The organism is Streptomyces sp. PH9007 (assembly GCF_059813725.1).
This window is the reverse complement of the sequence record NZ_CM187440.1, coordinates 1,151,722-1,176,213: the sequence shown is the minus strand read 5'-3', so window position 1 is coordinate 1,176,213 and position 24,492 is coordinate 1,151,722. Positions and strand designations below refer to the sequence as shown.

Here is a 24,492-nt window from a genome sequence, read left to right as displayed (position 1 = left end):
CCGTGTCACAGGGGTCTGAGAGACTGGAGAAGTGCTGAACCGAATCGATCTGCGCGATTCTCCCTCGTCAGAGGGTGCGATCGACCGCGACCTGCTGCCCCGCGCCGAACTCGACGTCGAGGCCGCCCTGGAGAAGGTGCGGCCCATCTGCGAGGACGTGCGCCATCGTGGCACGGCGGCGCTGGTCGAGTACGCACGGCGGTTCGACCGGGTGGAGATCGAGCGGGTACGGGTCCCTGCCGACCGGATCGAGCGGGCGCTGGCCGAGCTGGATCCCGCCGTGCGGGCGGCGCTGGAGGAGTCGATCCGGCGCGCGCGTCTGGTCCACCGTGACCAGCGGCGTACCGACTCCACCGTGCGCGTGGTGCCGGGCGGCACCGTCAGCGAGCGGTGGGTGCCGGTGGAGCGCGTCGGGCTGTACGTGCCCGGCGGGCAGGCGGTGTATCCGTCGTCCGTGGTGATGAACGTGGTGCCCGCGCAGGAGGCGGGCGTCGCCTCGCTGGCGGTCTCCTCGCCCCCGCAGCGCGAGCACGACGGGCTGCCGCACCCCACCATCCTGGCGGCGTGCGCGCTGCTGGGCGTCGACGAGGTGTACGCGGCGGGCGGCGCGCAGGCGATCGCCATGTTCGCCTACGGCACCGACGAATGCGCCCCGGCGCAGCTGGTGACCGGCCCCGGCAATGTGTACGTGGCGGCGGCGAAGCGGCTGCTCAAGGGCCGGATCGGGATCGACGCCGAGGCCGGGCCCACGGAGATCGCGGTGCTGGCCGACGACAGCGCCGACCCGCGCCACGTGGCGGCCGACCTGATCAGCCAGGCCGAGCACGACGAGCTGGCGGCGGCGGTGCTGGTGACCGACTCGGCGGCGCTGGCGGAGGCCGTCGAGGCGGAGGTGCGGGCGCAGGTCGCGCTCACCAAGCACCAGGAGCGGGTGACGGCGGCGCTGACCGGCCGGCAGTCCGGGATCGTGCTGGTGGACGGCGTCGAGCAGGGGCTCGCGGTCGTCAACGCGTACGCGGCCGAGCACCTGGAGATCCTCACCCGGGACGCGGCGGCGGTCGCGGCACGGGTGCGCAACGCCGGCGCGGTGTTCGTCGGCCCCTGGGCGCCGGTCTCGCTGGGCGACTACGCGGCCGGCTCCAACCACGTCCTGCCCACCGGCGGCTGTGCCTGCCACTCCTCGGGGCTCTCCGTGCAGTCCTTCCTGCGCGGCATCCATGTCGTGGAGTACGACCGCGCTGCGCTGGCCGAGGTGGCCGGCCATGTGGTCACGCTCGCGGAGGCGGAGGATCTGCCCGCCCACGGCGCCGCGGTGAAGGCACGGTTCGAATGGAAGGTTCCGGACAGCAAGTGACCCGTATCGACGACTTGCCGCTGCGCGACGAACTGCGCGGCAAGACCCCGTACGGCGCGCCGCAGCTCGATGTGCCGGTGCGCCTGAACACGAACGAGAACCCGTACCCGCTGCCCGACGCGCTGGTGCGCCGGATCGCCGAGCGTGTCTCGGACGCGGCGCGCGGGCTGAACCGCTACCCGGACCGGGACGCGGTGGAGCTGCGGACGGCGCTGGCCGGCTATCTGACGCAGACCACCGGGTACGCGGTCGGCCCGCGGCAGGTGTGGGCCGCCAACGGCTCGAACGAGATCCTCCAGCAGCTGCTCCAGGCGTTCGGCGGCCCCGGGCGCACGGCGCTCGGCTTCGACCCCTCGTACTCCATGCACGCGCTCATCGCGCGCGGCACCGGTACGGGGTGGGTCTCCGGGGCGCGGGACGAGGCGGACTTCACCATCGACGAGCCGGCCGCGGTGGAATTCGTCACCACGCACCGCCCCGACGTGCTGTTCATCTGCTCACCGAACAACCCGACCGGTACGGCGGTCGATCCCGAAACCGTCCTGGCGCTGTACGACGCGGCCCAGCGGGCGGCGAAGGGCCGGCACGGCGCGCTGGTGGTGGTCGACGAGGCGTACGCCGAGTTCAGCCACCGGCCCTCGCTGCTGCCGCTGATCGAGGGCCGGCCGAACCTGGTCGTCTCACGGACCATGTCCAAGGCGTTCGGGGCGGCCGGGCTGCGGCTTGGCTATCTGGCCGCGGACCCCGCGCTGGTGGACGCCGTGCAGCTGGTCCGGCTGCCGTACCACCTGTCCGCCGTCACCCAGGCCACCGCGCACGCCGCGCTGGAGTTCGCCCCCACGCTGCTGGGCTACGTCCAGGAGCTGAAGTCCGAACGCGACCGGCTGGTGCGCGAACTGCGGGCGATGGGCCTGGAGGTGACGGAGTCGGACGCCAACTTCATCCAGTTCGGGAGCTTCGCCGATCCGCACGCCTTCTGGGAGAAGGTGCTGGAACACGGCGTGCTCATCCGGGACAACGGGGTGCCGGGCCGGCTGCGGGTCAGCGTCGGCACCCCGGCCGAGAACGACACGTTCCTGGAGGCGGCGCGGGCCGCCCTCAAGGAGACGGAAGCAGCAGCACCAGAGAGCGAGGAACGCCCATGAGCCGCGTGGGGCGGGTGGCACGGACCACCAAGGAAACGTCGGTCGTCGTCGAGATCGACCTCGACGGTACCGGGCAGGTCGATGTGTCGACCGGGGTCGGCTTCTACGACCACATGCTCGACCAGCTGGGGCGGCACGGGTTGTTCGACCTGACCGTGAAGACCGAGGGTGATCTGCACATCGACACCCACCACACGATCGAGGACACGGCGCTGGCACTCGGCTCGGCGTTCAAGCAGGCGCTGGGCGACAAGCGCGGGATCGTCCGGTTCGCCGACGCCTCCGTGCCGCTGGACGAATCGCTGGCGCGGGTGACGGTGGACCTGTCGGGCCGGCCGTACCTCGTGCACAGCGAGCCCGACGGCATGGCGCCGATGATCGGGTCGTACGACACGACGATGACGCGGCACATCCTGGAGTCGTTCGTGGCCCAGGCGCAGATCGCGCTGCACGTCCACGTCCCGTACGGGCGCAACGCGCACCACATCGTGGAGTGCCAGTTCAAGGCGCTGGCGCGGGCGCTGCGCGGCGCCAGCGAGATCGACCCCCGGCAGACCGGCATCCCCTCCACGAAGGGCGCGCTGTGAACTGGGCCTCGATCCTGCTGTTCGCCGGCGGCCTGTTCCTGGGCGGCGGCACGTACTCCTTCATCCAGCAGAAGATGCCGCGCGGCGTCACCCTGCTGCTGGGCATAGGCGCCCTCATGTGTGTCGTGGCCGGCGTCATGACCCTGGAGGTGTGGGAGTGACGGCCTCGGTGGTCGTGTTCGACTACGGCTTCGGCAACATCCGCTCGGCCGAGCGGGCGCTGGCCCGGGCCGGGGCCCAGGTGGAGGTCACCCGGGACTTCGACACCGCGCTCAACGCGGACGGCCTGCTGGTGCCCGGCGTCGGCGCCTTCGCCGCCTGCATGGCGGGCCTGCGCGAGGCACGCGGCGACTGGGTCATCGGGCGGCGGCTGGCCGGTGGCCGGCCGGTGCTCGGGATCTGCGTGGGGATGCAGATCCTGTTCGCCCGCGGCATCGAGCACGGTGTGCGGAGCGAGGGCCTGGACGAATGGCCCGGCACGGTCGGGCCGCTGACGGCAGACGTGGTGCCGCACATGGGGTGGAACACGGTGACCGCGCCCGCAGGGTCACGGCTGTTCGCGGGCCTGTCGGACGAGGACCGCTACTACTTCGTCCACTCGTACGCGGTGGCCGAGTGGGAGCTGGAGGCGCACAACGAGGCGCTGACCGCCCCGCTGGTCACCTGGGCCACCCACGGTGCGCCCTTCGTCGCGGCGGTGGAGAACGGCCCGCTGTCCGCGACACAGTTCCACCCGGAGAAGTCCGGCGATGCCGGGGCCCAGCTGCTGAAGAACTGGATTGAGACGCTGTGACGAACGCTGCGAACACCGCGAAGTTGGAACTCCTGCCGGCCGTCGACGTACGGGACGGGCAGGCCGTACGGCTGGTGCACGGCGAGTCGGGGTCGGAGACCTCCTACGGCGACCCGCTGGCCGCCGCCCTGGAGTGGCAGCGGGCGGGCGCCGAATGGCTGCACCTGGTGGACCTGGACGCGGCGTTCGGAACCGGCGACAACCGCGAGCAGATCGCGGACGTGGTGCGCTCCATGGACATCAAGGTCGAACTGTCCGGCGGCATCCGGGACGACGCCTCGCTGGCGGCGGCCCTGGGCACCGGCTGCACCCGGGTCAACCTGGGCACGGCGGCGCTGGAGTCGCCCGCGTGGGTGGCGCGGGTCATCGCCGAGTACGGCGACCGGATCGCGGTGGGCCTGGACGTGCGCGGCACGACGCTGCGCGGGCGCGGCTGGACGCGGGACGGCGGCGACCTGTACGAGACGCTGGCCCGGCTCGACTCCGAGGGCTGCGCGCGGTACGTGGTGACCGACATCGCCAAGGACGGCACCCTGCAGGGCCCCAACCTGGAACTGCTGACGAACGTGTGCGCGGCGACCGACCGTCCCGTGGTGGCCTCCGGCGGCGTGTCCTCCCTCGATGACCTGCGGGCCCTTGCGACGCTGGTGCCGCAGGGTGTGGAGGGTGCGATCGTCGGCAAGGCGCTGTATGCCAAGGCATTCACGCTGGAGGAGGCGCTGAAGTCCGTATGAGCGGCAGCACGTGGGAAGACACGCTCGGCTCGGCGCGGGCGGTGGCGGCCGGGGACCGGGTGCTGGTCTCCGGGACGGCGCCGCTCGCGGACGGCGGCCGGATGTCGGTGTCGGCCACCGACGACCCGTACGAGCAGACGCGGGCCGCCTTCGGCGACGCGGTGGAGGCGCTGCGGCCGTACGGCCTGGGCCTGGAGGCCGTGGTGCGCACCCGGATGTACCTGAGCCACGTCCGGGACGTGGACGAGGTGGCCCGGGCGCACCGGGAACTGTTCGAGGCGGTACGGCCGGTGTCGACCGTCGTCGTGACCGCCGGATTCGTGGACCCGAGGGTGCTGGTGACGGTGGAGCTGGAAGCGTACCGAGGGGATGAGCGGGGATGAGCCTGGCGATACGGGTCATTCCGTGCCTGGACGTGGACGCCGGCCGGGTGGTCAAGGGCGTCAACTTCCAGAATCTGCGCGATGCCGGGGACCCGGTGGAGATGGCCAAGGTGTACGACGCGGAGGGCGCCGACGAGCTGACCTTCCTCGACATCACGGCCTCCTCGGGCAACCGGGAGACCACCTACGACGTGGTGCGGCGCACGGCGGAGCAGGTGTTCATCCCGCTGACGGTGGGCGGCGGCGTACGCACCACGGACGACGTGGACCGGCTGCTGCGGGCGGGCGCCGACAAGGTGGGCGTGAACACGGCGGCCATCGCCCGGCCCGAGCTGATCCGCGAGATCGCGGAGCGGTTCGGCAGCCAGGTGCTGGTGCTGTCGGTGGACGCGCGGCGGTGTCCCGAGGGCACCGTGACGGCCTCGGGCTTCGAGGTCACCACGCACGGCGGCCGGCGGGGGACGGGCATCGACGCGGTGGAGTGGGCGGAGCGGGCCGCGGGCCTGGGCGCCGGCGAGATCCTGCTCAACTCGATGGACGCCGACGGCACGAAGGACGGCTACGACACGGCGATGATCGCGTCGGTGCGCAAGCGGGTGGGCATCCCCGTGATCGCGTCCGGCGGGGCGGGCCGGCTCGATCACTTCCCGCCGGCCATCGAGGCCGGCGCGGACGCGGTGCTGGCTGCCTCGGTGTTCCACTTCGGCGATCTGCGGATCGGCGAGGTGAAGGGCGCCCTGCGGGCGGCGGGACATCCGGTGCGTTAGCGGACCACCTGCCGGGCCGGGCACGTTGAGCGACCCCCGGGGTCGCTCAACGTGCCCGGCCCGCGCCGCACCGTTCGCACAACGCTGCTAAGGTCAGGCGTTTGTGCTGAACAGGTGAAGAGGGTGGGTCATTGATGAACGCGCCACAGTGCTGGAACTGCTGGCAGCAACCCGCCGCCATGCCGGACGGGTTGTGCCAGCCGTGTGCGCAGGCGATTCCGTATCCGCAGCGACAGCCGCAGCCGCCGGGCGTACCGCCGTACGCCGGTGCGCCGCAGGGCGGACCGCAGCCGTACCACGTGCCACACGGCGGACCGCAGCCGTACTACGGTGCTCCGCCCCAGCCGTACCCGCCGCACGGGCCGGCTCACTTCGCCGACCCGCGGGGGCTGGCGACAGCGGTCACGGTGCTGTTGGGGGTGTGCATAGCCGCCTGGACCCTCGCGGTGCTGGCGGGCGGACGGTTGTTCGGGTTGCTGATCGATGTGGAGGAGGGGCGTTTCGTCAGCCGCAGCGCGGCGGACAGCGCCGAGTCCTTCTACGCGACGTCCGGCATCCTGCAGACGCTGGCGATGCTGGCCACCGCCATCGTCTTCATGATGTGGTTCTACCGGGTCAGGGTGAACGCCGAGGTCTTCGACCCGTACGGGCAGCGGATGAAGCGGGGCTGGGCGGTGGGCGGTTGGCTGGTGCCGATCGTCAACTTCTGGTTCCCGAAGAAGATCGCCAACGACATCTGGCGCGCCAGCGCCCCCGGCGGGGAGCGCCAGGGGACCGGGGTGCTCACCGCCTGGTGGGTGTTGTGGCTGATCACGGCATTCCTGGACAGGGCGTCCTACCGGGTCATGAACCGGGAGGAGGAGAGCTTCGCCGAGGAGCTGAGCAACATGCAGGCGTCGGTCAGCGGGACCCTGTTGAGTGATGTGCTGGGCATCGTCGCCGCGGTACTGGCCATCATCGTCGTGCGCCGGCTGACCCAGTGGCAGCTCATGAAGTACGCACAGGGCCCGATGCCGATGCCGATGCCGATGCCGATGCCCACGCCCATGGCGATGCCGACGCCGTACCCGCCGGTCACCGCGCCCTGGCCGCCGCAGGCGCCGGGCACGCCGGGCACGCCGGGCACGCCCGGAACCTCCGGCACGCCGGGCACGCCGCCGCCCCCGATGTGAGCGTGCGGCGCGGCGGCCCCGGGGCCGATGCGCCGCTTCCGCCGGACGCCCCGGGGCCGGGCCCGAGGGCGAACGCACCGGCCCGGCGCACCGGGACGATCGGTGTGCCGGGCCGGAGTGTGGGTGCGGCTCAGCGCTTGCGCAGGGCTCGCAGGTATTCGCGGTTCATGCTCGTGATCGAGGTCAGCGGGATGCCCTTGGGGCAGGCCGTCGCGCACTCCCCGGTGTTGGTGCAGCCGCCGAACCCCTCGGCGTCCATCGTGCCGACCATGTCCAGGACCCGGCTCTCCCGCTCCGGGGCGCCCTGCGGCAGCACGTTGAGATGGACCACCTTCGCCGAGGTGAACAGCATCGCCGAACCGTTGGGGCAGGCCGCCACGCAGGCACCGCAGCCGATGCACTCGGCGTGCTCGAACGCCAAGTCCGCGTCCGGTTTGGGCACGGGCGTGGCATGGGCCTCGGGGGCGGCACCGGTCGGCGCCGTGATGTAGCCGCCCGAGCCGATGATCCGGTCGAACGCCGACCGGTCCACCACCAGGTCCTTCACCACCGGGAAGGCCGCCGCCCGCCACGGCTCGATGTCGATCGTGTCGCCGTCCGCGAAGTTCCGCATGTGCAGCTGGCAGGTGGTGGTGCGCTCCGGGCCGTGGGCCGAGCCGTTGATGACCATCCCGCAGGCGCCGCAGATGCCCTCCCGGCAGTCGTGGTCGAAGGCCACCGGCTCCTCGTCGGCGAGGATCAGTTCCTCGTTGAGGGTGTCCAGCATCTCCAGGAAGGACATGTCCGGGGAGATTCCGGAGACCTGATAGGTCGTCAGTCTTCCCTGGGCGTCCGGGCCCGGCTGGCGCCAGATGCGCAGGGTCAGGTTCATCGTCTTGGTGCTCACGCGTAGCTCCGCTGGGTGGGGTGGACGTACTCGAAGGTCAGCTCCTCGCGATGCAGTACGGGCGGGCTGCCCGTGCCCCGGTACTCCCAGGCCGCCGCGTACGTGAACTCCTCGTCCCGGCGCTCGGCCTCCCCGTCCGGGGTGCGGCTCTCCTCACGGAAGTGGCCCCCGCAGGACTCGCCGCGGTGCAGGGCGTCCAGACACATCAGCTCGGCGAGTTCCAGATAGTCGGCGATGCGGTTGGCCTTCTCCAGCGACTGGTTGAGGTCCTGCCCGGAGCCGGTCACCTTGATCCGCTGCCAGAACTCGGCGCGCAGCGACGGGATACGGGCCAGCGCCTCGCGCAGCCCCTCCGCCGACCTGGCCATCCCGCAGTGGTCCCACAGCAGTTCGCCCAGCTCCCGGTGGAAGGAGTCGGGGGTGCGGTCACCGTTGTTGGAGACCAGCCGGTAGAGCCGGTCGCTGACCTCGAAGACCGCGTCGGTGACGGCCGGGTGGTCCTGCGGCACCTGCTCCAGACCCGGGTTCCGTCCCAGGTAGTCGGCGAGCGTGGCGGGCAGGATGAAGTAGCCGTCGGCCAGACCCTGCATGAGCGCGGAGGCGCCCAGCCGGTTGGCGCCGTGGTCGGAGAAGTTGGCCTCACCGATGGCGAACAGGCCCGGGATCGTGGTCTGGAGGTCGTAGTCCACCCACAGTCCGCCCATGGTGTAGTGGATCGCGGGATAGATCCGCATCGGCACCTCGTACGGGTTCTCGGCGGTGATCCGCTCGTACATCTCGAAGAGGTTGCCGTAGCGCGCCTCGACCGCGTCCCGGCCCAGCCGGGCGATGGCGTCGGCGAAGTCCAGGTACACGCCCTGCCCGCCGGGGCCCACCCCGCGTCCCTCGTCGCAGACGTTCTTCGCGGCCCGCGAGGCGATGTCGCGCGGCACCAGGTTGCCGAACGAGGGGTACTGGCGCTCCAGGTAGTAGTCCCGCTCCGCCTCCGGGATCTCCGCCGCCGGACGTGAGTCGCCCGCGCGGGCCGGCACCCAGATGCGGCCGTCGTTGCGCAGCGACTCGCTCATCAGGGTCAGCTTCGACTGGTGGTCGCCCGAGCGCGGGATGCAGGTGGGGTGGATCTGGGTGAAGCACGGGTTGGCGAAGTACGCGCCGCGCCGGTGGGCCCGCCAGATCGCCGTGGCGTTGGAGTTCTTGGCGTTGGTGGAGAGGTAGAAGACGTTCCCGTAGCCGCCGGAGGCCAGCACGACGGCGTCCGCCACATAGGTGTCGATGCGCCCGGTGAGCAGATCGCGCGCCACGATGCCGCGTGCCCTGCCGTCGATGACGATCAGGTCCAGCATCTCGGTGCGGGCGTGCAGCGTGACGTTCCCCGCGTCGATCTGCCGGGACAGCGCCTGGTAGGCGCCCAGCAGCAGTTGCTGACCGGTCTGGCCACGGGCGTAGAAGGTACGGGAGACCTGGACCCCGCCGAACGAGCGGGTGTCCAGCAGCCCGCCGTACTCCCGGGCGAACGGCACGCCCTGCGCCACGCACTGGTCGATGATCTCCACCGACAGCTGGGCGAGGCGGTGCACATTGGACTCGCGGGCCCGGAAGTCGCCGCCCTTGACGGTGTCGTAGAAGAGGCGGTGGATGGAGTCGCCGTCGTTGCGGTAGTTCTTGGCGGCGTTGATGCCGCCCTGCGCGGCGATGGAGTGGGCGCGGCGCGGCGAGTCCTGGTAGCAGAACTGCTCGACGTGGTACCCGGCTTCGGCGAGGGTGGCGCCGGCCGCGCCGCCCGCCAGACCCGTACCGACCACGATCACCGTGTGTTTGCGGCGGTTGGCGGGGTTGACGAGTTTCGCCTCGAAGCGGCGGCGGTCCCAGCGTTCGGCGATCGGACCGCCGGGCGCGGCGGTGTCGCGCAGCGGGGATTCGGCCGTGGCGTAGTCGGCGTACGGGGGCAGCTGGTCGGTGATCTCGGTCATCTCAGTCATGTCTGTCAGCTCACGATTCCGGTCATGACGGCGAGGGGTACGGACACGAAGCCCGCGGTCAGCAGGAGCGCGAGGCCGTTGGCGGTGGCGCGCAGCGCGCGGTCGCGGGTGCGGCTGTTCAGGCCGAGGGTCTGCACGGCGCTCCACAGTCCGTGCCGGATGTGCAGGCCGACGGCGACCAGCGCGGTGATGTAGATGACGTTGCCGTACCAGGTGCTGAAGGTGGCGACGACGTTCTCGTACGCCTCGCCGTGGACGCCGTGCGGGTTCACCGTGCCGGTGGTGAGGTCCAGGATGTGCCAGACGATGAACAGCGCCAGGATGACCCCGCCCCAGCGCATGGTGCGGGTGGCGTAGGTGGTGCGGCGGCGGGTGTGCGCGTACCGGACGGGGCGGGCGGCCCGGTCCAGGCGGCTGAGCTGGTACGCGCTCACGCCGTGGGCGACGACGGCGGCGAGCAGCGCGACGCGGGCGATCCAGATGAACCACTCGTGGCCCAGGAGAGGCTCGCCGATGGTGCGCAGCCAGTGCGCGTAGCCGTTCATGTCGTCGGGTCCGAAGAAGACCTTCAGATTGCCGAGCATGTGGGCGATCAGGTAGAGGAGCATGATCAGCCCGGAGACGGCCATCACGATCTTCTTGCCGATGGTGGATCGCCAGATGAGGACAGGGGTGCTGCGGCTGCTCGTCCGCGTCGCCAGAGCCATGACACCTGACGGTAGGGAGTGCGGCCGTGATCCGTCCAAGACATAGAACGGGTCATCTCGATAGCCGGTGTCTATCGTCGCGGGTAGGGTTGGGGGTCATGCAGTTCCAGCAGCTCCGCTATTTCGCCGCCGTCGCGGACACCCGGCACTTCACCCGCGCCGCCGAGCGCGAGCATGTCGCCCAGCCGTCGCTGTCCCAGCAGATCCGGGCGCTGGAGCGGGAGCTGGGCGCGGAGCTGTTCCACCGGGCGCGCGGGCACATCACGCTCACCGACGCCGGGACGGCGCTGCTGCCGCTGGCCCGGCGGATCCTGGCGGACGCGGAGACCGCGCGCCGCGAGGTGCAGGAGGTGGCACAGCTGCGGCGCGGGCGGGTACGGCTGGGCGCCACCCCGAGCCTGTGCGCCTCGCTGGTGCCGGACGTGCTGCGGACCTTCAAGGACCGCTACCCGGGCGTGGACCTGCTGGTGCACGAGGGCGGCTCGCGGGACCTGGTGCGGCTGCTGGCGTCCGGGGAGCTGGATCTGGCCCTGGTCATCACCCCGCTCCAGGCGGACGCGCCGGCGCTGGTGACCAGCGAGCTGCTGCGGGAGGAACTCGTGCTGATCTCGGCGCCGGACGGGCCGCAGGTACCGGGTGCGGGGCGCGGCCGGGCACCGGGGCGGGGGCGCGGGCGCGGGCGGCGGGCCATCGGGGTGGCGGACCTGCGGGAGGTGCCGCTGGTGATGTTCCGGCGCGGCTACGACCTGCGGGAGCTGACGGTCGCGGCATGCCAGCAGGCCGGGTTCGAGCCGGTGTTCAGCGTGGAGGGCGGGGAGATGGACGCGGTGCTCGGCTTCGTGCGGGCCGGGCTGGGGGTGGCGGTGGTGCCCAGCATGGTCGCGGCCCGCTCCGGGCTGCCCACGACCCCGTTCATGTCCCCGGGCCTGCACCGTACGGTCTCGGTCGCCCACCGCGGGGATGTCTCGCCACCCCGGGCGGCACGCGAGCTCCAGCGGATCCTGATGACCCACCGGGGCGGGCTGTGACCGGCCGGGGCGGCGTGCCGGCGAGTGTTCAGCGGGTGGTGGAAAGGCCCTCGGGGTCCTCGGCGCTCTCCGCGTCGTTCGCCGCCGCCTTCGCCGCGAAGCGGTACTGCACCGCCAGGGCGGCCAGGGCCAGCAGCCCGCCGGCCAGCAGGACCATCGGGAGCAGCATCCACACGAAGACCACGCACATCACGGCGGCCAGGGCCAGCAGCAGCGAGCCGGCGAGATCCTCCCGGGCGGCCACCGCCGCCTCCCGGACGGCGCGGCCCGCGGTGGTGTCACGGTGCCACGCCGCGGCGGTGCGCAGCAGCAGCACCGCCCACACCGCCAGCGCCGTCATCGACACCAGCCGGACCCCGGCCCCACCGGGCAGCAGGCCCGTCTCGGCCAGCGAGAGATTCCACAGCAGCAGCAGAGCGGCGGCCGGGAAGGCCAGCGCCAGTGGCCACAGGGCGCGACAGGCGGCGGTGAAGTCCGCCCAGACGTCCGCCATCCGTACGCTGTCGCCGGTCAGCTGGCGCCGCAGGTGGGCGATGCCGGCCGCCAGCGCCGGCAGCGCGGTGATCAGCGGAGCGGCCAGGACGGCCACCAGCACGCCGGTGATCACCACCTCGCCGAACAGCGTGAGACCCGCCCTGATGCCGCCGCCCGCGCCGGCTCCGCTCGCCATGCCCGATCAGCCCTTCAGACCCGAGGTCGCCACACCGTCGACGATATAGCGCTGGAAGAGCATGAAGAAGATGATGACCGGGGCAAGGGCCAGGACCGCCGCCGCCATCTGGGCGCCGTAGTCCGAGACCGAGGTCTGGTCGGAGAACTGGCGCAGCATCAGCGGCAGCGGGTACTTGTCCGGGCTGCGCAGATAGATCAGCGGGGCCAGAAAGTCGTTCCAGCTCCAGATGAAGGCGAAGATCGAGGCGGTGGCCAGCACCGGCCGCATCAGCGGCAGCATGATGAACCAGTAGATCCTGCCGTGGCCGGCGCCGTCGATGCGCGCCGACTCGTCCAGCTCGCGCGGCACCCCGCGCATGAACTGCACCATGAGGAAGACGAAGAACGCCTCGGCCGCCAGGAATTTGCCGATCAGCAGCGGGATGTAGGAATCCGTCCAGCCCAGTTCGTTGAACATGATGAACTGCGGAATGATCACCACGTGGAACGGCAGCAGAAGCGTGCCGATCATCAGGCCGAAGTACAGCTTCCGGCCGGGGAATTCGATGCGGGCGAAGGCGTAGGCGGCCACCGAGCAGGACAGGCAGACGCCCACCACCGAACCGATGCCGAGAATCATCGAATTGCTGAAGAAGGTCCAGAAGGAAACCCCGCCGATGCCCTCGAAAGCCCGGGTGAAGTTGTCCAGAGTGGTTTCCCGCGGAATCAGCCCGACCTCGCCGATGATCTGATTCGACGGCCGGAACGAGGACAGCAGCATCCATACCCCGGGATAGAGCATCACGATGCCCAGCGCCCAGGTAATGCCGTGAAACAGTACGGTCTTTCCGCCGCCGCGCACTTTTGCCTTCCGCCGGGCCGCCTGTGACTCAGCGGAACGGGTTTCGGCGGCGGACGGTGCGGGTGGGGGTGTTGCCCCGGTGAGGGTGGGAGTGGTGTTGCTCATCGTGTCTCCCCGCCGTAGTGCACCCAGTATTTCGAGGTCTTGAAGAAGATCAGCGTGATGATGCCGACGACGATCACCAGCAGCCACGCCATGGCCGCCGCGTAACCGAGCTGCCCCTGCCCGAAGCCGCGCTGGTAGAGATACAGCGTGTAGAACAGCGTCGAGTTCGCGGGACCGCCCTTGCCACCGGAGATGATGAAGGCGGAGGCGAAGACCTGGAAGGAGTTGATGGTCTCCAGCACCAGGTTGAAGAACAGCACCGGCGAGAGCATCGGCAGCGTGATCCGGAAGAACTTCCGCAGCGGACCGGCGCCGTCCACCTCGGCGGCCTCGTACAGCTCGTTCGGGATCTGCTTCAGACCCGCCAGGAAGATCACCATCGGGGCGCCGAACTGCCACACCGCCAGCAGGATCATCATCGGCAGCGTCATGTCCGGGTTGCCGACCCAGCCGCCGGGCTTCATCCCGAAGAACTGGCCGATCTCGTCCACGATGCCCTGGTCGTTGAACATCGCCTTCCAGATGATGGCGATGGAGACGCTGGCGCCGATCAGCGACGGCGCGTAGAAGAGCGAGCGGTAGGTGCCCTGGCCACGCCGCCGGTTGTTCAGCAGCATCGCCACGCCCAGCGCGGCGGCCAGCTTGATCGGGGTGCCGACGACCGCGTACAGGCTGGTGACCTGCACCGAGTCCATGAAGCGCGGGTCGTCGAAGAGCCGGGTGAAGTTGTCGAAGCCGATCCAGCCCCAGTCCCGGATCGGGTGGAAGTTCGTGAAGGAGAGGTAGAGCGAGGCGATCATCGGGCCGGCTGTCAGGGTGATGAAGCCCAGCAGCCAGGGGGCGAGGAAGGCGTAGCCGGCCCGGGTCTCAGCACCCCGCCGCGGCGGGCGCCCATTGCGCGGTCGCCGGGCGGGGGTGCTGTTCGCCGATTCCCGGGACGCCTCATGCGTGAGTGACACGAGGAATCATCCGTTCGGTGCGTCTGTGAGGGGGCTCCGGGGATACCGGTCAGCGGACGAGGTGGTTGCCCGCCTCGGAGAACCAGCGCTGGACGAAGGCGTCGGTGTCGATCTGGCGGAAGTCGAACTCCTTGGCCAGCACCTCGACGTACTCGGTCTCCACCGCACCGAAGCCCTCGGGCTGGAACGGCACGGTGGCCGTCATGTAGCCCTCGTCACGGGCCTGCTGCTGGTACTCGATGACCCGCTCGTCCAGGCTGCCCGGCTCGATCTCCAGGGCGTCGAGCCGCTCGGCGGAGGCCGGCACGCCCAGGTCGGTGCCGATGATGGCGCCGGCCTCGGGGGAGTTGATGAGGAAGTCGACCAGCAGGGCGGCCTCTTCGGGGTGCTTGGTGTTGGCGCCCATGCTCAGCTGCATGGTGGGCTTGAAGAACATGTGCTTCTGGCCGTCGGCGCCACTGGGCACCGGCATCAGCTGGACGTTGTCGCTGTCGAGGTCGTGCGAGTAGTTGTGGATGAAGTTGTCCCAGTGGAACTCCATCACGGCCTCGCCGTTGGTGAACCCGCCCAGCGGGTCCAGCTGTTCGACCCGCTCGGCGGGGAAGATCTGGTTGTCGGGAGAGCGCAGGGAGGCCGCGCCGTCGATGAATTCCCGCATGTCGTCCTCGGTGAAGTTCAGTTCACCGGTCTCGCTGAACGGCTCGATGCCCTGCTGCACCAGGTGCTGCATGAACAGCCACCACACCATGGTCGGGTCGTTGGCGCCGTACACGCGCGGGCTGTGGTCCGCGCCGGCCGCGCTCACCTCGGAAAGGAAGGCGAAGTACTCGTCCCAGGTGTAGTCCCAGTCCGGTATCTCCAGGCCGAGTTCCTCGATGAGATCCGGGTTGTACATCAGGGTGAGGGTATTGGTGCCGGTGGGGATGGCGACCAGTTCGCCGTTGGCCTCGCCGGAGGAGAGGAGTTCGTCGTCGATCTGCGAGGTGTCCAGCTGGTTACCGGCGTAGTCGTCGAAACCGAGCAGCAGGCCCGAGCCCGCGTACTCCAGAAGCCGGGAGGCGTCCATCTGGAAGACGTCCGGGAGTTCACCGGAGGTGGCGTCCGTGGAGCGCTGCGTCCAGTAGTCGGGGAACGCGGCGAAAGACGTCTGGACCTTGATGCCCGGGTTCTGGTCCTCGAACAGATCGATGGCCTGCTCATAACGGGAGGCCCGCTCGTCGCCGCCCCACCAGGTGAACTTGAGGGTGACATTCCCTCCGTCACTGCTGTCGCCGTCGGAGCCACACGCTGTAAGGGCCAGAGATCCGGCTACGGCGATCGCGAGACCACGCAACGCGGTCTTCTTGAATGACATGTAGAGCCTCCTTGCTCCGTTATGCACAACGGCACTCCACGGGAGGTGTCAATGGCTTCTGATCGCCTTACCGGACCCCGGTGACACCCGAAGTGAATCGTTACAATACCGCCGGGGCCTGCTCCGGCAACCGGGCGGTGGATAACTTTTCGGAAACGCCGACGTCACGTCGGCGGGGCCCGAACGCGGCCGGGCGGCCCGCTGATCGGGCCGCCCGGCGCTTGTCGGACCGTGGTCGAACTATGTTCGGTCCTGGTGATTCATGCGCTGACCTGCGCTGTTATGGGGATCGAGGTGCGCCCGGTCAGTGGGCGTTCGGCGCCGCCACGTACTGGATCCGCGGCTTCGCGGGCCGGCTCATCCCGTCCCCGATGAAGAAGGAAGGATGCGGCGGCTGGTTGTACGCGACGTTCTGCCACGCGATCGCCAGCCGGTACTGCGGGTCGTGCATGAGCGTGCGCAGCCGCAGATCCGTCTCCTCCACCGTGGTGAACACCCGCAGCGCGGAGTCGTCCTGCGTCCGGTAGACGACCTCCTCACGCCAGTCCCCGTACAGGTCCGCCTGGATCACCGGCGTGCCCTTGGTCCAGTTGTTGGAGTAGACGCCCTGCGGGTGGAAGATCTCCACCTGCCGCTGGTTCTCCCAGTCCCACTTGGCGATGAACGGCGCGCCGGCCGGGTCGTTCGCCTCGTCGAAGGTGTGGTCCAGGATCTCCCGCAGCGGGTCGCCGTCCCACCAGATCATGAAGTTGGCCGACGGGATGTCCGTGCCGATCAGGGTGCCGTCCGCCGCCCGCAGTTCGCCCTCGCGCGAGTTCCACGCCCCGGTGGCGGTCACCGCCCAGCCCTCCGCGCCCGGACGGGTCGGGTCGATGTCGCCCACCGCGCCCCGGCCGATGTCCCGGGTGGCCGGCATGTCGTACAGGATCTCGCCGGTCGCCGCGTCCCGGAACGTCGCGCCCCGGTTGCCGGACGCCGACATGCTCTCGTGCGCGGCGAACACCTCCAGGCCCGGCCGGGACGGGTCGAAGTCGCCCACGTGCAGCGCGTCGCCGTGCCCGAGCGTGGTGTTGTACAGCGGGGTGCCGTCGTCGTCGATGGTCAGCTGGCCGTAGACGATCTCGTCCCGGCCGTCGCCGTCCACGTCCGCCACCGACAGGCTGTGGCTGCCCTGCCCCTCGTACTGGCCGCCCCACTCCTTCGAGTCGAACGTCCAGCGCTCGGTCAGCGCGCCGTTCCGGTAGTCGTAGGCCACCAGCACCGTACGGGTGTAGTAGCCGCGCGCGAAGACCACGCTGGGACGCTCACCGTCCAGATACGCGACCCCGGCCAGGAAGCGGTCCACGCGGTTGCCGTAGCCGTCGCCCCAGTCGGCGACATTGCCGCGGGCCGGCGCGTAGTCCACGGTCTCCACGGCAGCGCCGCTCTCGCCGTCGAAGACGGTCAGGAACTCGGGCCCGGACAGGATGTAGCCGCCGGAGTTGCGGTGATCGGCCGCCGGATCGCCGAGCACCGTACCGGTGCCGTCGACGGTGCCGTCCGCCGTCTTGACCGCGACCTCCGCCTTCCCGTCACCGTCCAGGTCGTAGACCATCAGCTGGGTGTAGTGCGCCCCGGCCCGGATGTTGCGGCCCAGGTCGATGCGCCACAGCTGCTCGCCGTCCAGGGTGTAGGCGTCGATGTAGACATTGCCGGTGTACCCGGAGTGGGAGTTGTCCTTGGCGTTGCTCGGCGACCACAGCTGGACGATCTCGTACCGGCCGTCGCCGTCGAGGTCGCCGATGCTCGCGTCGCCCAGGTGGTACGTGTACTCCACGCCGTCCGGAGTCGTCCCGCCGGCCGGGCGGCCGACCGGGATGTCGCGGTACTGCTGCGACCAGACGCCGAACTCCTCGGTGCGCTCGCCGCGCGGGCCGTTGCCGCCCTGCACGACGGCGACCTGGTAGCGGGAGTCGGCGGTGCCCTGCGGATCGGTGTAGTTGGTGGCGCCGCGCACCGGCTGCCGGGTGATGCGCTCGCCGTCCCGGTAGACGTGGAAGGAGATGTGGTCCGGGTCCAGGCCCAGCATCCGCCAGCCCACGTACACGCCGTCCTCGGTGAGCACGGCGACCGGGGCGCGGTCCAGCTGCTCCATCGCGCGGACCGGCGCGGGGGAGGGGCGGCCCGCGGGCGCCGCGGTGCCCGCCGGAGCGGTCAGCAGCGACGCGGCGGTGGCCAGGGCGGCCAGCCCGGCGACGGCCAGGGTGCGGGTGGATCTTCGGACGGTTGCGGCTCGGAAAGCCATCCTTGCTCCTTGGTGCGATGGGCGCGAGGTTCTCGCGGGGTCGGTGGGGTGGCCCCGGCCCGGGACGCGTGCCCTGCGGAACGGGGGCGCCGGGGGCGGGCCGGGCCGGGGGAGGGTCAGCCGACCTTGGTCAGCTCAAGTCCGTTGAGGTGCGCGGTCTGACCGGAGATGGTGACGTTCAGCTGCCCGTCGGTGACGGTGATCCCGTTGAACGTGGCCTGGGTGACGGCGCCGGTGCCGGCCGAGACCTGGCCGTGGTCCACGCCCTCGAAGGCGAGGACGGTACGGGCGGAGCCGAGCAGGTCGCCCACGTGGACGGTGGCCGAGTAGGTGCCGTTGGGGATATCGGCCCGGAACTCGTAGGTGCCGCCGAAGTACGCGACGAAGTCCCGCTGCACGGCGTCCAGCGCACCGCCCCGGTCGCGGTCGATGACGTTGGCGGTGCTGGTGAAGCCGTAGCCGCGCTGAGCGGTGTACAGCGTCTGGGTGTTGACCTCGGTGTAGCCGGGGGCGACCACTTGGCCCACCGGGCCGAAGTCGTAACGGTGGTCGGCGGAGCGGGTGGTGAGGGTGAGCGGGTCGGAGGGGGCCGACTCACCCCGGGCGTTGACCGCGACCACCCGCACCTGGTGGGCGCTGCCCTCGGCCAGGCCGCCGATGTCGGCCAGCGGGAGGGTGGAGGTGGTGGCCAGCGTGTACTGGCTGTCCGGCGCGCCCTGCGGCTTGCGCTGGACCCGGTAGATGTCGGCCCCGGCCACCGCGTTCCAGGTGAGCCGGGCCCCTTGGTTGGAGACGTCCTGCGCGGCGAGCCCGCCGGGCTTGGCCGGGACGGCGCCCGGGGTGCCGGCGCCGGTGACGCGGCCGGCGAGCGGGGTGTCGAGGGCGGCGACGTCCTGGGCGACCAGGCGGGCCATCTGGATGGCGCCGTACTCCTGGAAGTGGGTGTCGTCCACGGTGCCGGTGGGCCGGTTGGGGTAGACGCCGGCCGGGACGTGCAGGAAGACCGACTTGGCCTCCTCTGGGCCGATGCTGTCCAGGTAGGCACGGGAGGAGGCGGACAGATCGATCAGCGGCACGTTCTCTTCCTGCGCGACCGCGATGGCGCGGTCCACGTACTGCGGGAAGGAGACGTTGAACCTGCCGGTGTCGGGGTTGAAGGAGCGGCGCGAGACCGGGGTGACGACGACCGGGATGGCGCCGCGTTCCCTGGCGCCCCGGATGTAGTCGTTGCGCAGGAATTCCTTGTAGTCGTCCGGCGGGGTGTAGCGCTCGGGCCGGTCGACCGTGGCGTCGTTGTGGCCGAACTGCACGAAGAGATAGTCGCCCGGCTTGATCTGGCCGAGGATGGCGTCGAGCCGTCCCTCCTCGATGAAGCTGCGGGAACTGCGGCCGCCGATCGCGTGGTTGGCGATGGTGACGTCATCGGTGAAGAACCGGTCGAAGACCTGGCCCCAGCCCGCCTGGGGGACCCAGTACGGGTCGTAGGTCTGCACGGTGGAGTCGCTGGCGAGGTACACGGTGATCGGCTCGGCGGCCTGGGCCTGGCCCGGCAGCGCGAGACCCACTACGGCGGTCGCGGCGGCGGCGACCGAGGTGATCACGGTGCGCAGCAGGCCACGGCCGCGCCTGCGGCCGTGGCCGTGGCCGTGCGGGGGTCTCGGGGTGGGTGTAGCAGCACTTCCGCCCATCATCACTCCTATGTGGTGGGTGGTACGGGGCGCGGCGCATGCGGGCGTGGTGGCACACCCAAACGAATCTGAATCGATTCATTAGTCATGCGCACGACACAGTGCAAGCGCTTGCTGATTCGCGGGGAGTGTTGCCAACCGGTCACCGGACTGTCAAGACGTCTGCACGTATTCGCGCGTGAGCGAACAGGAACGCGCAGGTGGTGCGGTCAGGACGGAGCGATCCCCAGCGCCCTGGCCGCCACTTCGTACACCAACTGCTCCTCGGGCGCCCGGTTTTCCTTCAGCTCCTCCAGCCGGTCCGGGCCGAACCAGCCGTACCGCGGGTGCTTGGACCACTCGAGGCGCGGCGCGGACAGATCCCCCTCCACCTCCACCAGGTAGTCCACCTCGTGCCGCAGCCCGAGACCGTCGTCGCCCTCCCAGGTCAGCACCCCCAGGGAGCGCCGCACCCGGCGCACCCGCCAGCCGGTCTCCTCCGCCACCTCACGGACGAGCGCCGCCAGGACGCTCTCGCCCGGCTCGACGTGGCCGCCCACCAGATCCCAGGTGTCGGGGAACAACCGGCGCTGAGCGGAACGCCGTTGGGCGAAGACCTCGCCGCGGTCATTGACCACCGCGGCCCCCACGGCCCACAGCTCACCCGCCCCGGGCTCCGGGAACTCGACGCCTTCATCGACCTGTACGGGAGCGGTGTCATCGGCCATGCCGCCACCCTATCGCCGCCACACGGCGCGGCTACCGGTTTCGGTTGCGCACGCGGTAGCGCCGGGACTAAGGTGCGCCCATGCCCGGTATCACGATCGAATTCACCGAAGAAGAGCTGGCGGAGCTGCGTGCGGAGGCCAAGGAGCGCGGGGTGGCGATCAAGCGGCTGGCGCACGACATACTGGCCGAGGACGTGGTGCGCAGACGCCTCAAGCAGCGCTTCGTCGAGGGCGCGGTGAAGTACGCCCTGGAGTACAAGGCCGAGTTCGAGCAGGAGTTTCCGGAGGGCCTTCGGTGACGCCGCTGTACGTGGACACCGGGTGGGTCCTGAACGTTCAGCTCGAGGTCAGTCCGCCCAACACCCCGATCAGGGACTGGGGTGCGCTGCAGTGCATGGCCGAGCGCCATCGTTACGAGCGCTTCGCGGGCGAGGCGTACTACGAGGAAGCGGTGACGCGAGCGGCGACGTTCCTGCACACCGCCCTGCTGCTCGAACCGTTCGCGGACTTCAACGCCGCGATCGGTGCCGCCTGCGCGCACATGTACCTGGATCTGAGCGGGCAGCCCATCAGCCCGCCCCCGGGGGCGATGGCCCAGCTCACCCGTGGCATCAGGGAGCACAAGACCGATCTCCAGGACACGGCCCGACAACTGCGTGACTGGCGGCCCTAGTCACCGGATCCCGGCCCGGCGCGGACTTCCCGGGCCGGGAACCTTCCCCCTGGTCGTGCCGGCCTCAGCCGGTGACGCCCATCTTCGCCGTACCGGCCGCCCGGACCGCCGCCTCCTCGCCGTCCAGCGAGACCTTCGCCGCCCGCTGCCGGCCCGAGGAGAACAGCAGCAGCTCGCCCGGGTCCCCGGTGACCGTGACCACCGGCGTGCCCTTCTGGGCCACCACCGTCTGCCCGTTCGGCCGCCGCAGGACCAGGCCCACCGGGCTCCGGCGGCCCATCAGCCGCGCCGAGGACTCCAGACGCTTCCACAGCGCCTCGGTGAACACCGCGTCCAGCTCCCGCGGCTTCCACAGGGACCCCGCCCGCCGCACGTCCTCGGCGTGGATGAAGAACTCCACCGTGTTCGCCGCCTCGTCGATCGGCTTCAGCGAGAACGGCGAGGTACGCCCGGGGCCCGACCGGATCAGCTCCAGCAGCTCCGCGTACGGCTTCGCGGCGAACTCCGTACGGATGTTCTCGCCGCGCGCCGCCAGCGGCTTGATCACCATGCCCGCCGCCGCGTCCGGGCGGCGCTCGCGCACCACCACGTGCGCCGCCAGGTCACGGGTGTTCCAGCCGTCGCACAGCGTCGGGGCATCGGGCCCGGCCTCTTCCAACAGGTCGGCGAGCACCAGTCGTTCACGTTTGGCATGGGTAGACATGCCTCCAGACTAGGACGCCCTCCCGCACACCGGCCATCCACCGCGCCGCGCCCGGCACAATAGGGGTATGTCCCGCACCGCATCCGACCTCGACCCCGCCGTCGCCGCCCGCCTCAAGCGCAACGCCGACGGCCTGGTCCCCGCCATCGCCCAGCAGTACGACACCGGCGAGGTGCTCATGCTCGGCTGGATGGACGACGAGGCCCTGCACCGTACGCTCACCACCGGCCGCTGCACGTACTGGTCCCGCAGCCGCGGCGCCTACTGGGTCAAGGGCGACACCTCGGGACACCACCAGCACGTCAAGTCCGTCTCCCTCGACTGCGACGGCGACACCCTGCTGGTCAAGGTCGACCAGGTCGGCGCCGCCTGCCACACCGGGGACCGCACCTGCTTCGACGCGGACCCCCTCCCCGTCAGCGGCGGGCAGTAGGCTCACCAGCCATGACGCACCAGGCAACGCCGGACCTCGACCGCTTCCGGATACTGGCCAAGGACCGCAGAGTCATCCCGGTCACTCGCCGGCTGCTCGCCGACGGCGACACCCCCATCGGCCTCTACCGCAAGCTCGCCGCCGAACGCACCGGCACCTTCCTGCTGGAATCCGCCGAGAACGGCCGCACCTGGTCCCGCTACTCCTTCATCGGGGTCCGCAGCGCCGCCGCCCTCACCGTGCGCGAGGGCCGGGCCCACTGGCTGGGCACCCCGCCGGTCGGCGTCCCCACCGGCGGCGACCCGCTGCACGCCCTGCGCGCCACCCTCACCGCGCTGCACACCCCGCGCGAGCCGGGCCTGCCGCCGTTCACCGGCGGCATGGTCGGCTACCTCGGCTACGACGTGGTCCGCCGCCTGGAGCGCATCGGCGAGCACACCCGCGACGAGCTGGGCCTGCCCGAACTGACCATGCTCCTCGCCTCCGACCTCGCCGTCCTGGACCACCGCGACGGCACCGTGCTGCTCATCGCGAACGCCATCAACCACAACGACCGCGCCAGCGGCGTCGACGAGGCGTACGCGGACGCCGTCGCCCGCCTCGACACCATGACCGCCGACCTCGCCCGCCCCGTACCGGCCGAGGCCGCCCCCCTGCCGCCCTCCGAACTGCCCCCGTACACCGCGCACTGGGGCGGCGCCGACTTCCGCGCCGCCGTCGAGGACGTCAAGGAGCACATCCGGGCCGGCGACGCCTTCCAGGTGGTGCCCTCGCAGCGCTTCGAGACGCCGTGCGAGGCGAGCGCCCTGGACGTCTACCGGGTGCTGCGCGCCACCAACCCCAGCCCGTACATGTACCTCTTCCGCTTCGACGGCTTCGACATCGTCGGCTCCAGTCCCGAGGCCCTCGTCAAGGTCGAGGACGGGCGCGCCCTGCTGCACCCCATCGCCGGCACCCGCCCGCGCGGCGCCACCCCGCAGGAGGACGCCGATCTCGGTACGGAACTGCTGGGCGACCCCAAGGAACGCGCCGAGCATCTGATGCTCGTCGACCTCGGCCGCAACGACCTGGGCCGGGTCTGCGCCCCCGGCAGCGTCGAGGTGGTCGACTTCATGACGGTCGAGCGCTACAGCCACGTCATGCACATCGTCTCCACCGTCACCGGCACCCTGGCCCCCGACCGCACCGCCTTCGACGCGCTCACCGCCTGCTTCCCGGCGGGGACCCTGTCCGGCGCCCCCAAGCCGCGCGCGCTGCAGATCATCGAGGAACTGGAGCCGGTACGGCGCGGGCTGTACGGCGGCTGTGTCGGATATCTCGACTTCGCGGGCGACGCCGACACCGCCATCGCCATCCGCACCGCCCTGCTGCGCGACGGCACCGCGTACGTCCAGGCCGGCGCGGGTGTGGTCGCCGACTCCGACCCGGTCGCCGAGGACACCGAATGCCGCAACAAGGCGGCGGCGGTACTCAGGGCGGTAGGAACCGCCGCAAAGCTGCGCGGTAGCGTGGAGAGGTGACTCGTGAGCCGGCCAGCAGCAGCCCCACCCGCGCCCCGCGCCGCGCGCTCGGCGCGGCGCTGCTCAGCGGCGCCGCCGGGGCCGCCATCGTCCTGATCGCCGCGGGCCAGACCTGGGGCGAGGGCGAGGCGAGCCAGTCCGGGTTCGGCGCCGGCGAACTGCCCGTCACGGCGAGCGGCAGCGCCGTCTCGGACCTGCCGAGCGCGCTGGCGCTCGTCGGGCTCGCGTCGCTGGTCGCGGTGTTCGCCGTACGCCGCACCGGGCGGGTGATCGTCGCCTCGGTCCTCGCGCTGAGCGGGGCCGGCGCGATCGGCGCCGCGCTGGTGGGCGCCTCCGACACCCAGGCTCTGGAACGGGCGGCGGCCGACGCGCTCGGGCTGACCGAGGCGGCGGTGACGAGCGTCAGCCACACGGGCTGGCCGTGGCTGTCGGCGCTCGGCGGGCTGCTGCTGCTGATCGCCGGGCTGCTGGCGCTCAGTTACGGGCGGCAGTGGCCGGCGATGTCCGGCCGCTACGAGCGCGGCGAACGGGGCGAGCGCGGTGAACGGCGGGGGCGCCGCACCGCCGTGGACCCGGACCGGCCCGAGGACATCTGGAAGGCCCTGGACCGGGGCGAGGATCCGACGACCTAGGGCCGTGCGTTCGGGACCAAGGGCCTCATCCGCCCTCCGGGGAGGGCCTGACACAATGGCGGTTGGGCGTACCCCACCACCGAGGAACACAAGGAGCATCAGCATGGCGGGCCACGATGACCACGGCAACACCCCTGCCGCCTGGACCGGCGTCATCATCATGATCGCCGCCTCGATCGTCGGCGGTTACTTCATGGTCGCGGGCCAGCCCTTCGTGGGCCTGGGCGCGTGGGTCGGCCTGTCCGCCGTCGGCGTCGTCGCCGGACTGGCCATGCGTGCGGCGGGCTACGGCAAGAAGGCCGAGACCCTCCCGGGCCAGCGCACCGCTCCGGCGGCCGAGCGCACCGGCGAGCCGGCCCCGGCACCGGCCGCCGCCGGCAGCTGAC

General features: G+C 71.0%; 27 protein-coding genes. 16 read left to right on the top strand and 11 right to left on the bottom strand.

Annotated features, from left to right (window positions below; translation table 11 throughout):
* The first annotated feature begins 31 nt into the window (after nt 1–31).
* From hisD to ACTFAP_RS05110, 9 genes are all read left to right on the top strand, one after another.
* Nucleotides 32–1,354: a histidinol dehydrogenase gene (hisD, locus tag ACTFAP_RS05150; protein WP_495683615.1), complete on the top strand. Its 1,323-nt coding sequence runs from the start codon at nt 32–34 to the stop codon at nt 1,352–1,354.
* Nucleotides 1,351–2,499: a histidinol-phosphate transaminase gene (locus tag ACTFAP_RS05145; protein ID WP_500468337.1), complete on the top strand. Its 1,149-nt coding sequence runs from the start codon at nt 1,351–1,353 to the stop codon at nt 2,497–2,499. The genes hisD and ACTFAP_RS05145 overlap by 4 nt, the downstream gene beginning before the upstream one ends.
* Nucleotides 2,496–3,086 carry an imidazoleglycerol-phosphate dehydratase HisB gene (gene hisB / locus ACTFAP_RS05140; protein WP_495683613.1) on the top strand — a complete coding sequence of 197 codons (591 nt, stop codon included), beginning with the start codon at nt 2,496–2,498 and terminating at the stop codon, nt 3,084–3,086. The genes ACTFAP_RS05145 and hisB overlap by 4 nt, the downstream gene beginning before the upstream one ends.
* On the top strand, nt 3,083–3,247 hold the full coding sequence (locus ACTFAP_RS05135; RefSeq protein ID WP_400012379.1) for a CG2302 family histidine operon protein: 165 nt from the start codon (nt 3,083–3,085) through the stop codon (nt 3,245–3,247). Before hisB ends, ACTFAP_RS05135 begins: the two co-directional genes overlap by 4 nt.
* Nucleotides 3,238–3,879, top strand: coding sequence for an imidazole glycerol phosphate synthase subunit HisH (hisH, locus tag ACTFAP_RS05130; RefSeq protein ID WP_495683612.1), 642 nt, complete (start codon nt 3,238–3,240; stop codon nt 3,877–3,879). The genes ACTFAP_RS05135 and hisH overlap by 10 nt, the downstream gene beginning before the upstream one ends.
* The gene (gene priA, locus ACTFAP_RS05125; RefSeq protein WP_390122750.1) at nt 3,876–4,613 is read left to right on the top strand and encodes a bifunctional 1-(5-phosphoribosyl)-5-((5-phosphoribosylamino)methylideneamino)imidazole-4-carboxamide isomerase/phosphoribosylanthranilate isomerase PriA; all 738 of its coding nucleotides are present in this window, start codon (nt 3,876–3,878) and stop codon (nt 4,611–4,613) included. Before hisH ends, priA begins: the two co-directional genes overlap by 4 nt.
* Complete coding sequence (locus tag ACTFAP_RS05120; protein ID WP_390122748.1) at nt 4,610–4,996, top strand: Rid family hydrolase; 387 nt, start codon at nt 4,610–4,612, stop codon at nt 4,994–4,996. Before priA ends, ACTFAP_RS05120 begins: the two co-directional genes overlap by 4 nt.
* Nucleotides 4,993–5,763 (top strand): imidazole glycerol phosphate synthase subunit HisF, encoded by a 771-nt coding sequence (gene hisF, locus ACTFAP_RS05115; protein ID WP_495683611.1) that lies wholly within the window; start codon nt 4,993–4,995, stop codon nt 5,761–5,763. The genes ACTFAP_RS05120 and hisF overlap by 4 nt, the downstream gene beginning before the upstream one ends.
* Before the next feature lie 134 nt (nt 5,764–5,897).
* Entirely contained in the window at nt 5,898–6,935 is a 1,038-nt protein-coding gene (locus ACTFAP_RS05110; RefSeq protein ID WP_500468336.1) for a DUF4328 domain-containing protein, read from the top strand.
* 130 nt (nt 6,936–7,065) lie between these two features.
* On the opposite strand, the gene ACTFAP_RS05105 is transcribed toward ACTFAP_RS05110, so the two are convergent.
* From ACTFAP_RS05105 to ACTFAP_RS05095, 3 genes are read right to left on the bottom strand one after another with little or no spacing between them, the layout of a single operon-like run.
* The gene (locus ACTFAP_RS05105; RefSeq protein ID WP_386541309.1) at nt 7,066–7,806 is read right to left on the bottom strand and encodes a succinate dehydrogenase/fumarate reductase iron-sulfur subunit; all 741 of its coding nucleotides are present in this window, start codon (nt 7,804–7,806) and stop codon (nt 7,066–7,068) included.
* Between the two features lie 11 nt (nt 7,807–7,817).
* Nucleotides 7,818–9,770: a fumarate reductase/succinate dehydrogenase flavoprotein subunit gene (locus ACTFAP_RS05100; protein WP_495684890.1), complete on the bottom strand. Its 1,953-nt coding sequence runs from the start codon at nt 9,768–9,770 to the stop codon at nt 7,818–7,820.
* Between the two features lie 35 nt (nt 9,771–9,805).
* Nucleotides 9,806–10,507, bottom strand: coding sequence for a succinate dehydrogenase cytochrome b subunit (locus ACTFAP_RS05095; RefSeq protein ID WP_495683609.1), 702 nt, complete (start codon nt 10,505–10,507; stop codon nt 9,806–9,808).
* A 98-nt stretch (nt 10,508–10,605) separates the two neighbouring features.
* On the opposite strand from ACTFAP_RS05095, the gene ACTFAP_RS05090 reads away from it, so the two are divergent.
* Nucleotides 10,606–11,535, top strand: coding sequence for a LysR family transcriptional regulator (locus ACTFAP_RS05090; RefSeq protein WP_453874726.1), 930 nt, complete (start codon nt 10,606–10,608; stop codon nt 11,533–11,535).
* A gap of 28 nt (nt 11,536–11,563) precedes the next feature.
* Here ACTFAP_RS05090 and ACTFAP_RS05085 read toward each other — a convergent pair whose 3' ends face one another.
* The 7 genes from ACTFAP_RS05085 to ACTFAP_RS05055 all read right to left on the bottom strand — a co-directional run bounded on the left by ACTFAP_RS05085 (nt 11,564) and on the right by ACTFAP_RS05055 (nt 20,145).
* Complete coding sequence (locus ACTFAP_RS05085) at nt 11,564–12,205, bottom strand: DUF624 domain-containing protein (RefSeq protein WP_453874727.1); 642 nt, start codon at nt 12,203–12,205, stop codon at nt 11,564–11,566.
* A 6-nt stretch (nt 12,206–12,211) separates the two neighbouring features.
* The gene (locus tag ACTFAP_RS05080; RefSeq protein WP_495683606.1) at nt 12,212–13,048 is read right to left on the bottom strand and encodes an ABC transporter permease subunit; all 837 of its coding nucleotides are present in this window, start codon (nt 13,046–13,048) and stop codon (nt 12,212–12,214) included.
* Between the two features lie 101 nt (nt 13,049–13,149).
* Entirely contained in the window at nt 13,150–14,112 is a 963-nt protein-coding gene (locus ACTFAP_RS05075; protein WP_495683605.1) for an ABC transporter permease subunit, read from the bottom strand.
* 49 nt (nt 14,113–14,161) lie between these two features.
* Nucleotides 14,162–15,466: an extracellular solute-binding protein gene (locus tag ACTFAP_RS05070; RefSeq protein WP_495683604.1), complete on the bottom strand. Its 1,305-nt coding sequence runs from the start codon at nt 15,464–15,466 to the stop codon at nt 14,162–14,164.
* A gap of 304 nt (nt 15,467–15,770) precedes the next feature.
* Nucleotides 15,771–17,750 (bottom strand): rhamnogalacturonan lyase, encoded by a 1,980-nt coding sequence (locus ACTFAP_RS05065; RefSeq protein ID WP_500468335.1) that lies wholly within the window; start codon nt 17,748–17,750, stop codon nt 15,771–15,773.
* A 116-nt stretch (nt 17,751–17,866) separates the two neighbouring features.
* Nucleotides 17,867–19,351 (bottom strand): GDSL-type esterase/lipase family protein, encoded by a 1,485-nt coding sequence (locus tag ACTFAP_RS05060; protein ID WP_500468334.1) that lies wholly within the window; start codon nt 19,349–19,351, stop codon nt 17,867–17,869.
* Between the two features lie 296 nt (nt 19,352–19,647).
* Entirely contained in the window at nt 19,648–20,145 is a 498-nt protein-coding gene (locus ACTFAP_RS05055) for an NUDIX hydrolase (protein WP_500468333.1), read from the bottom strand.
* 80 nt (nt 20,146–20,225) lie between these two features.
* On the opposite strand from ACTFAP_RS05055, the gene ACTFAP_RS05050 reads away from it, so the two are divergent.
* Together ACTFAP_RS05050 and ACTFAP_RS05045 are read left to right on the top strand one after the other, a co-directional pair.
* A complete protein-coding gene (locus ACTFAP_RS05050) occupies nt 20,226–20,444 on the top strand; it encodes a hypothetical protein (protein WP_400012395.1) in 219 nt (72 codons plus the stop codon).
* Nucleotides 20,441–20,818: a hypothetical protein gene (locus ACTFAP_RS05045; RefSeq protein ID WP_495683600.1), complete on the top strand. Its 378-nt coding sequence runs from the start codon at nt 20,441–20,443 to the stop codon at nt 20,816–20,818. The genes ACTFAP_RS05050 and ACTFAP_RS05045 overlap by 4 nt, the downstream gene beginning before the upstream one ends.
* A gap of 64 nt (nt 20,819–20,882) precedes the next feature.
* Here the strand turns inward: ACTFAP_RS05045 and ACTFAP_RS05040 are convergent, their stop codons facing one another.
* Nucleotides 20,883–21,521, bottom strand: a complete 639-nt coding sequence (locus ACTFAP_RS05040) for a TIGR03085 family metal-binding protein (protein WP_500468332.1) — start codon at nt 21,519–21,521, stop codon at nt 20,883–20,885.
* A gap of 67 nt (nt 21,522–21,588) precedes the next feature.
* Between ACTFAP_RS05040 and hisI the strand changes: the two genes are divergently transcribed.
* The 4 genes from hisI to ACTFAP_RS05020 all read left to right on the top strand — a co-directional run bounded on the left by hisI (nt 21,589) and on the right by ACTFAP_RS05020 (nt 24,491).
* Nucleotides 21,589–21,954: a phosphoribosyl-AMP cyclohydrolase gene (hisI, locus tag ACTFAP_RS05035; protein ID WP_386539391.1), complete on the top strand. Its 366-nt coding sequence runs from the start codon at nt 21,589–21,591 to the stop codon at nt 21,952–21,954.
* Nucleotides 21,955–21,965: 11 nt separating this feature from the next.
* Complete coding sequence (locus ACTFAP_RS05030; RefSeq protein ID WP_390122723.1) at nt 21,966–23,474, top strand: anthranilate synthase component I; 1,509 nt, start codon at nt 21,966–21,968, stop codon at nt 23,472–23,474.
* Complete coding sequence (locus ACTFAP_RS05025) at nt 23,471–24,106, top strand: TIGR02234 family membrane protein (protein ID WP_436981332.1); 636 nt, start codon at nt 23,471–23,473, stop codon at nt 24,104–24,106. Before ACTFAP_RS05030 ends, ACTFAP_RS05025 begins: the two co-directional genes overlap by 4 nt.
* Before the next feature lie 103 nt (nt 24,107–24,209).
* Complete coding sequence (locus ACTFAP_RS05020) at nt 24,210–24,491, top strand: HGxxPAAW family protein (RefSeq protein WP_390122719.1); 282 nt, start codon at nt 24,210–24,212, stop codon at nt 24,489–24,491.
* Nucleotide 24,492 lies beyond the last annotated feature (1 nt).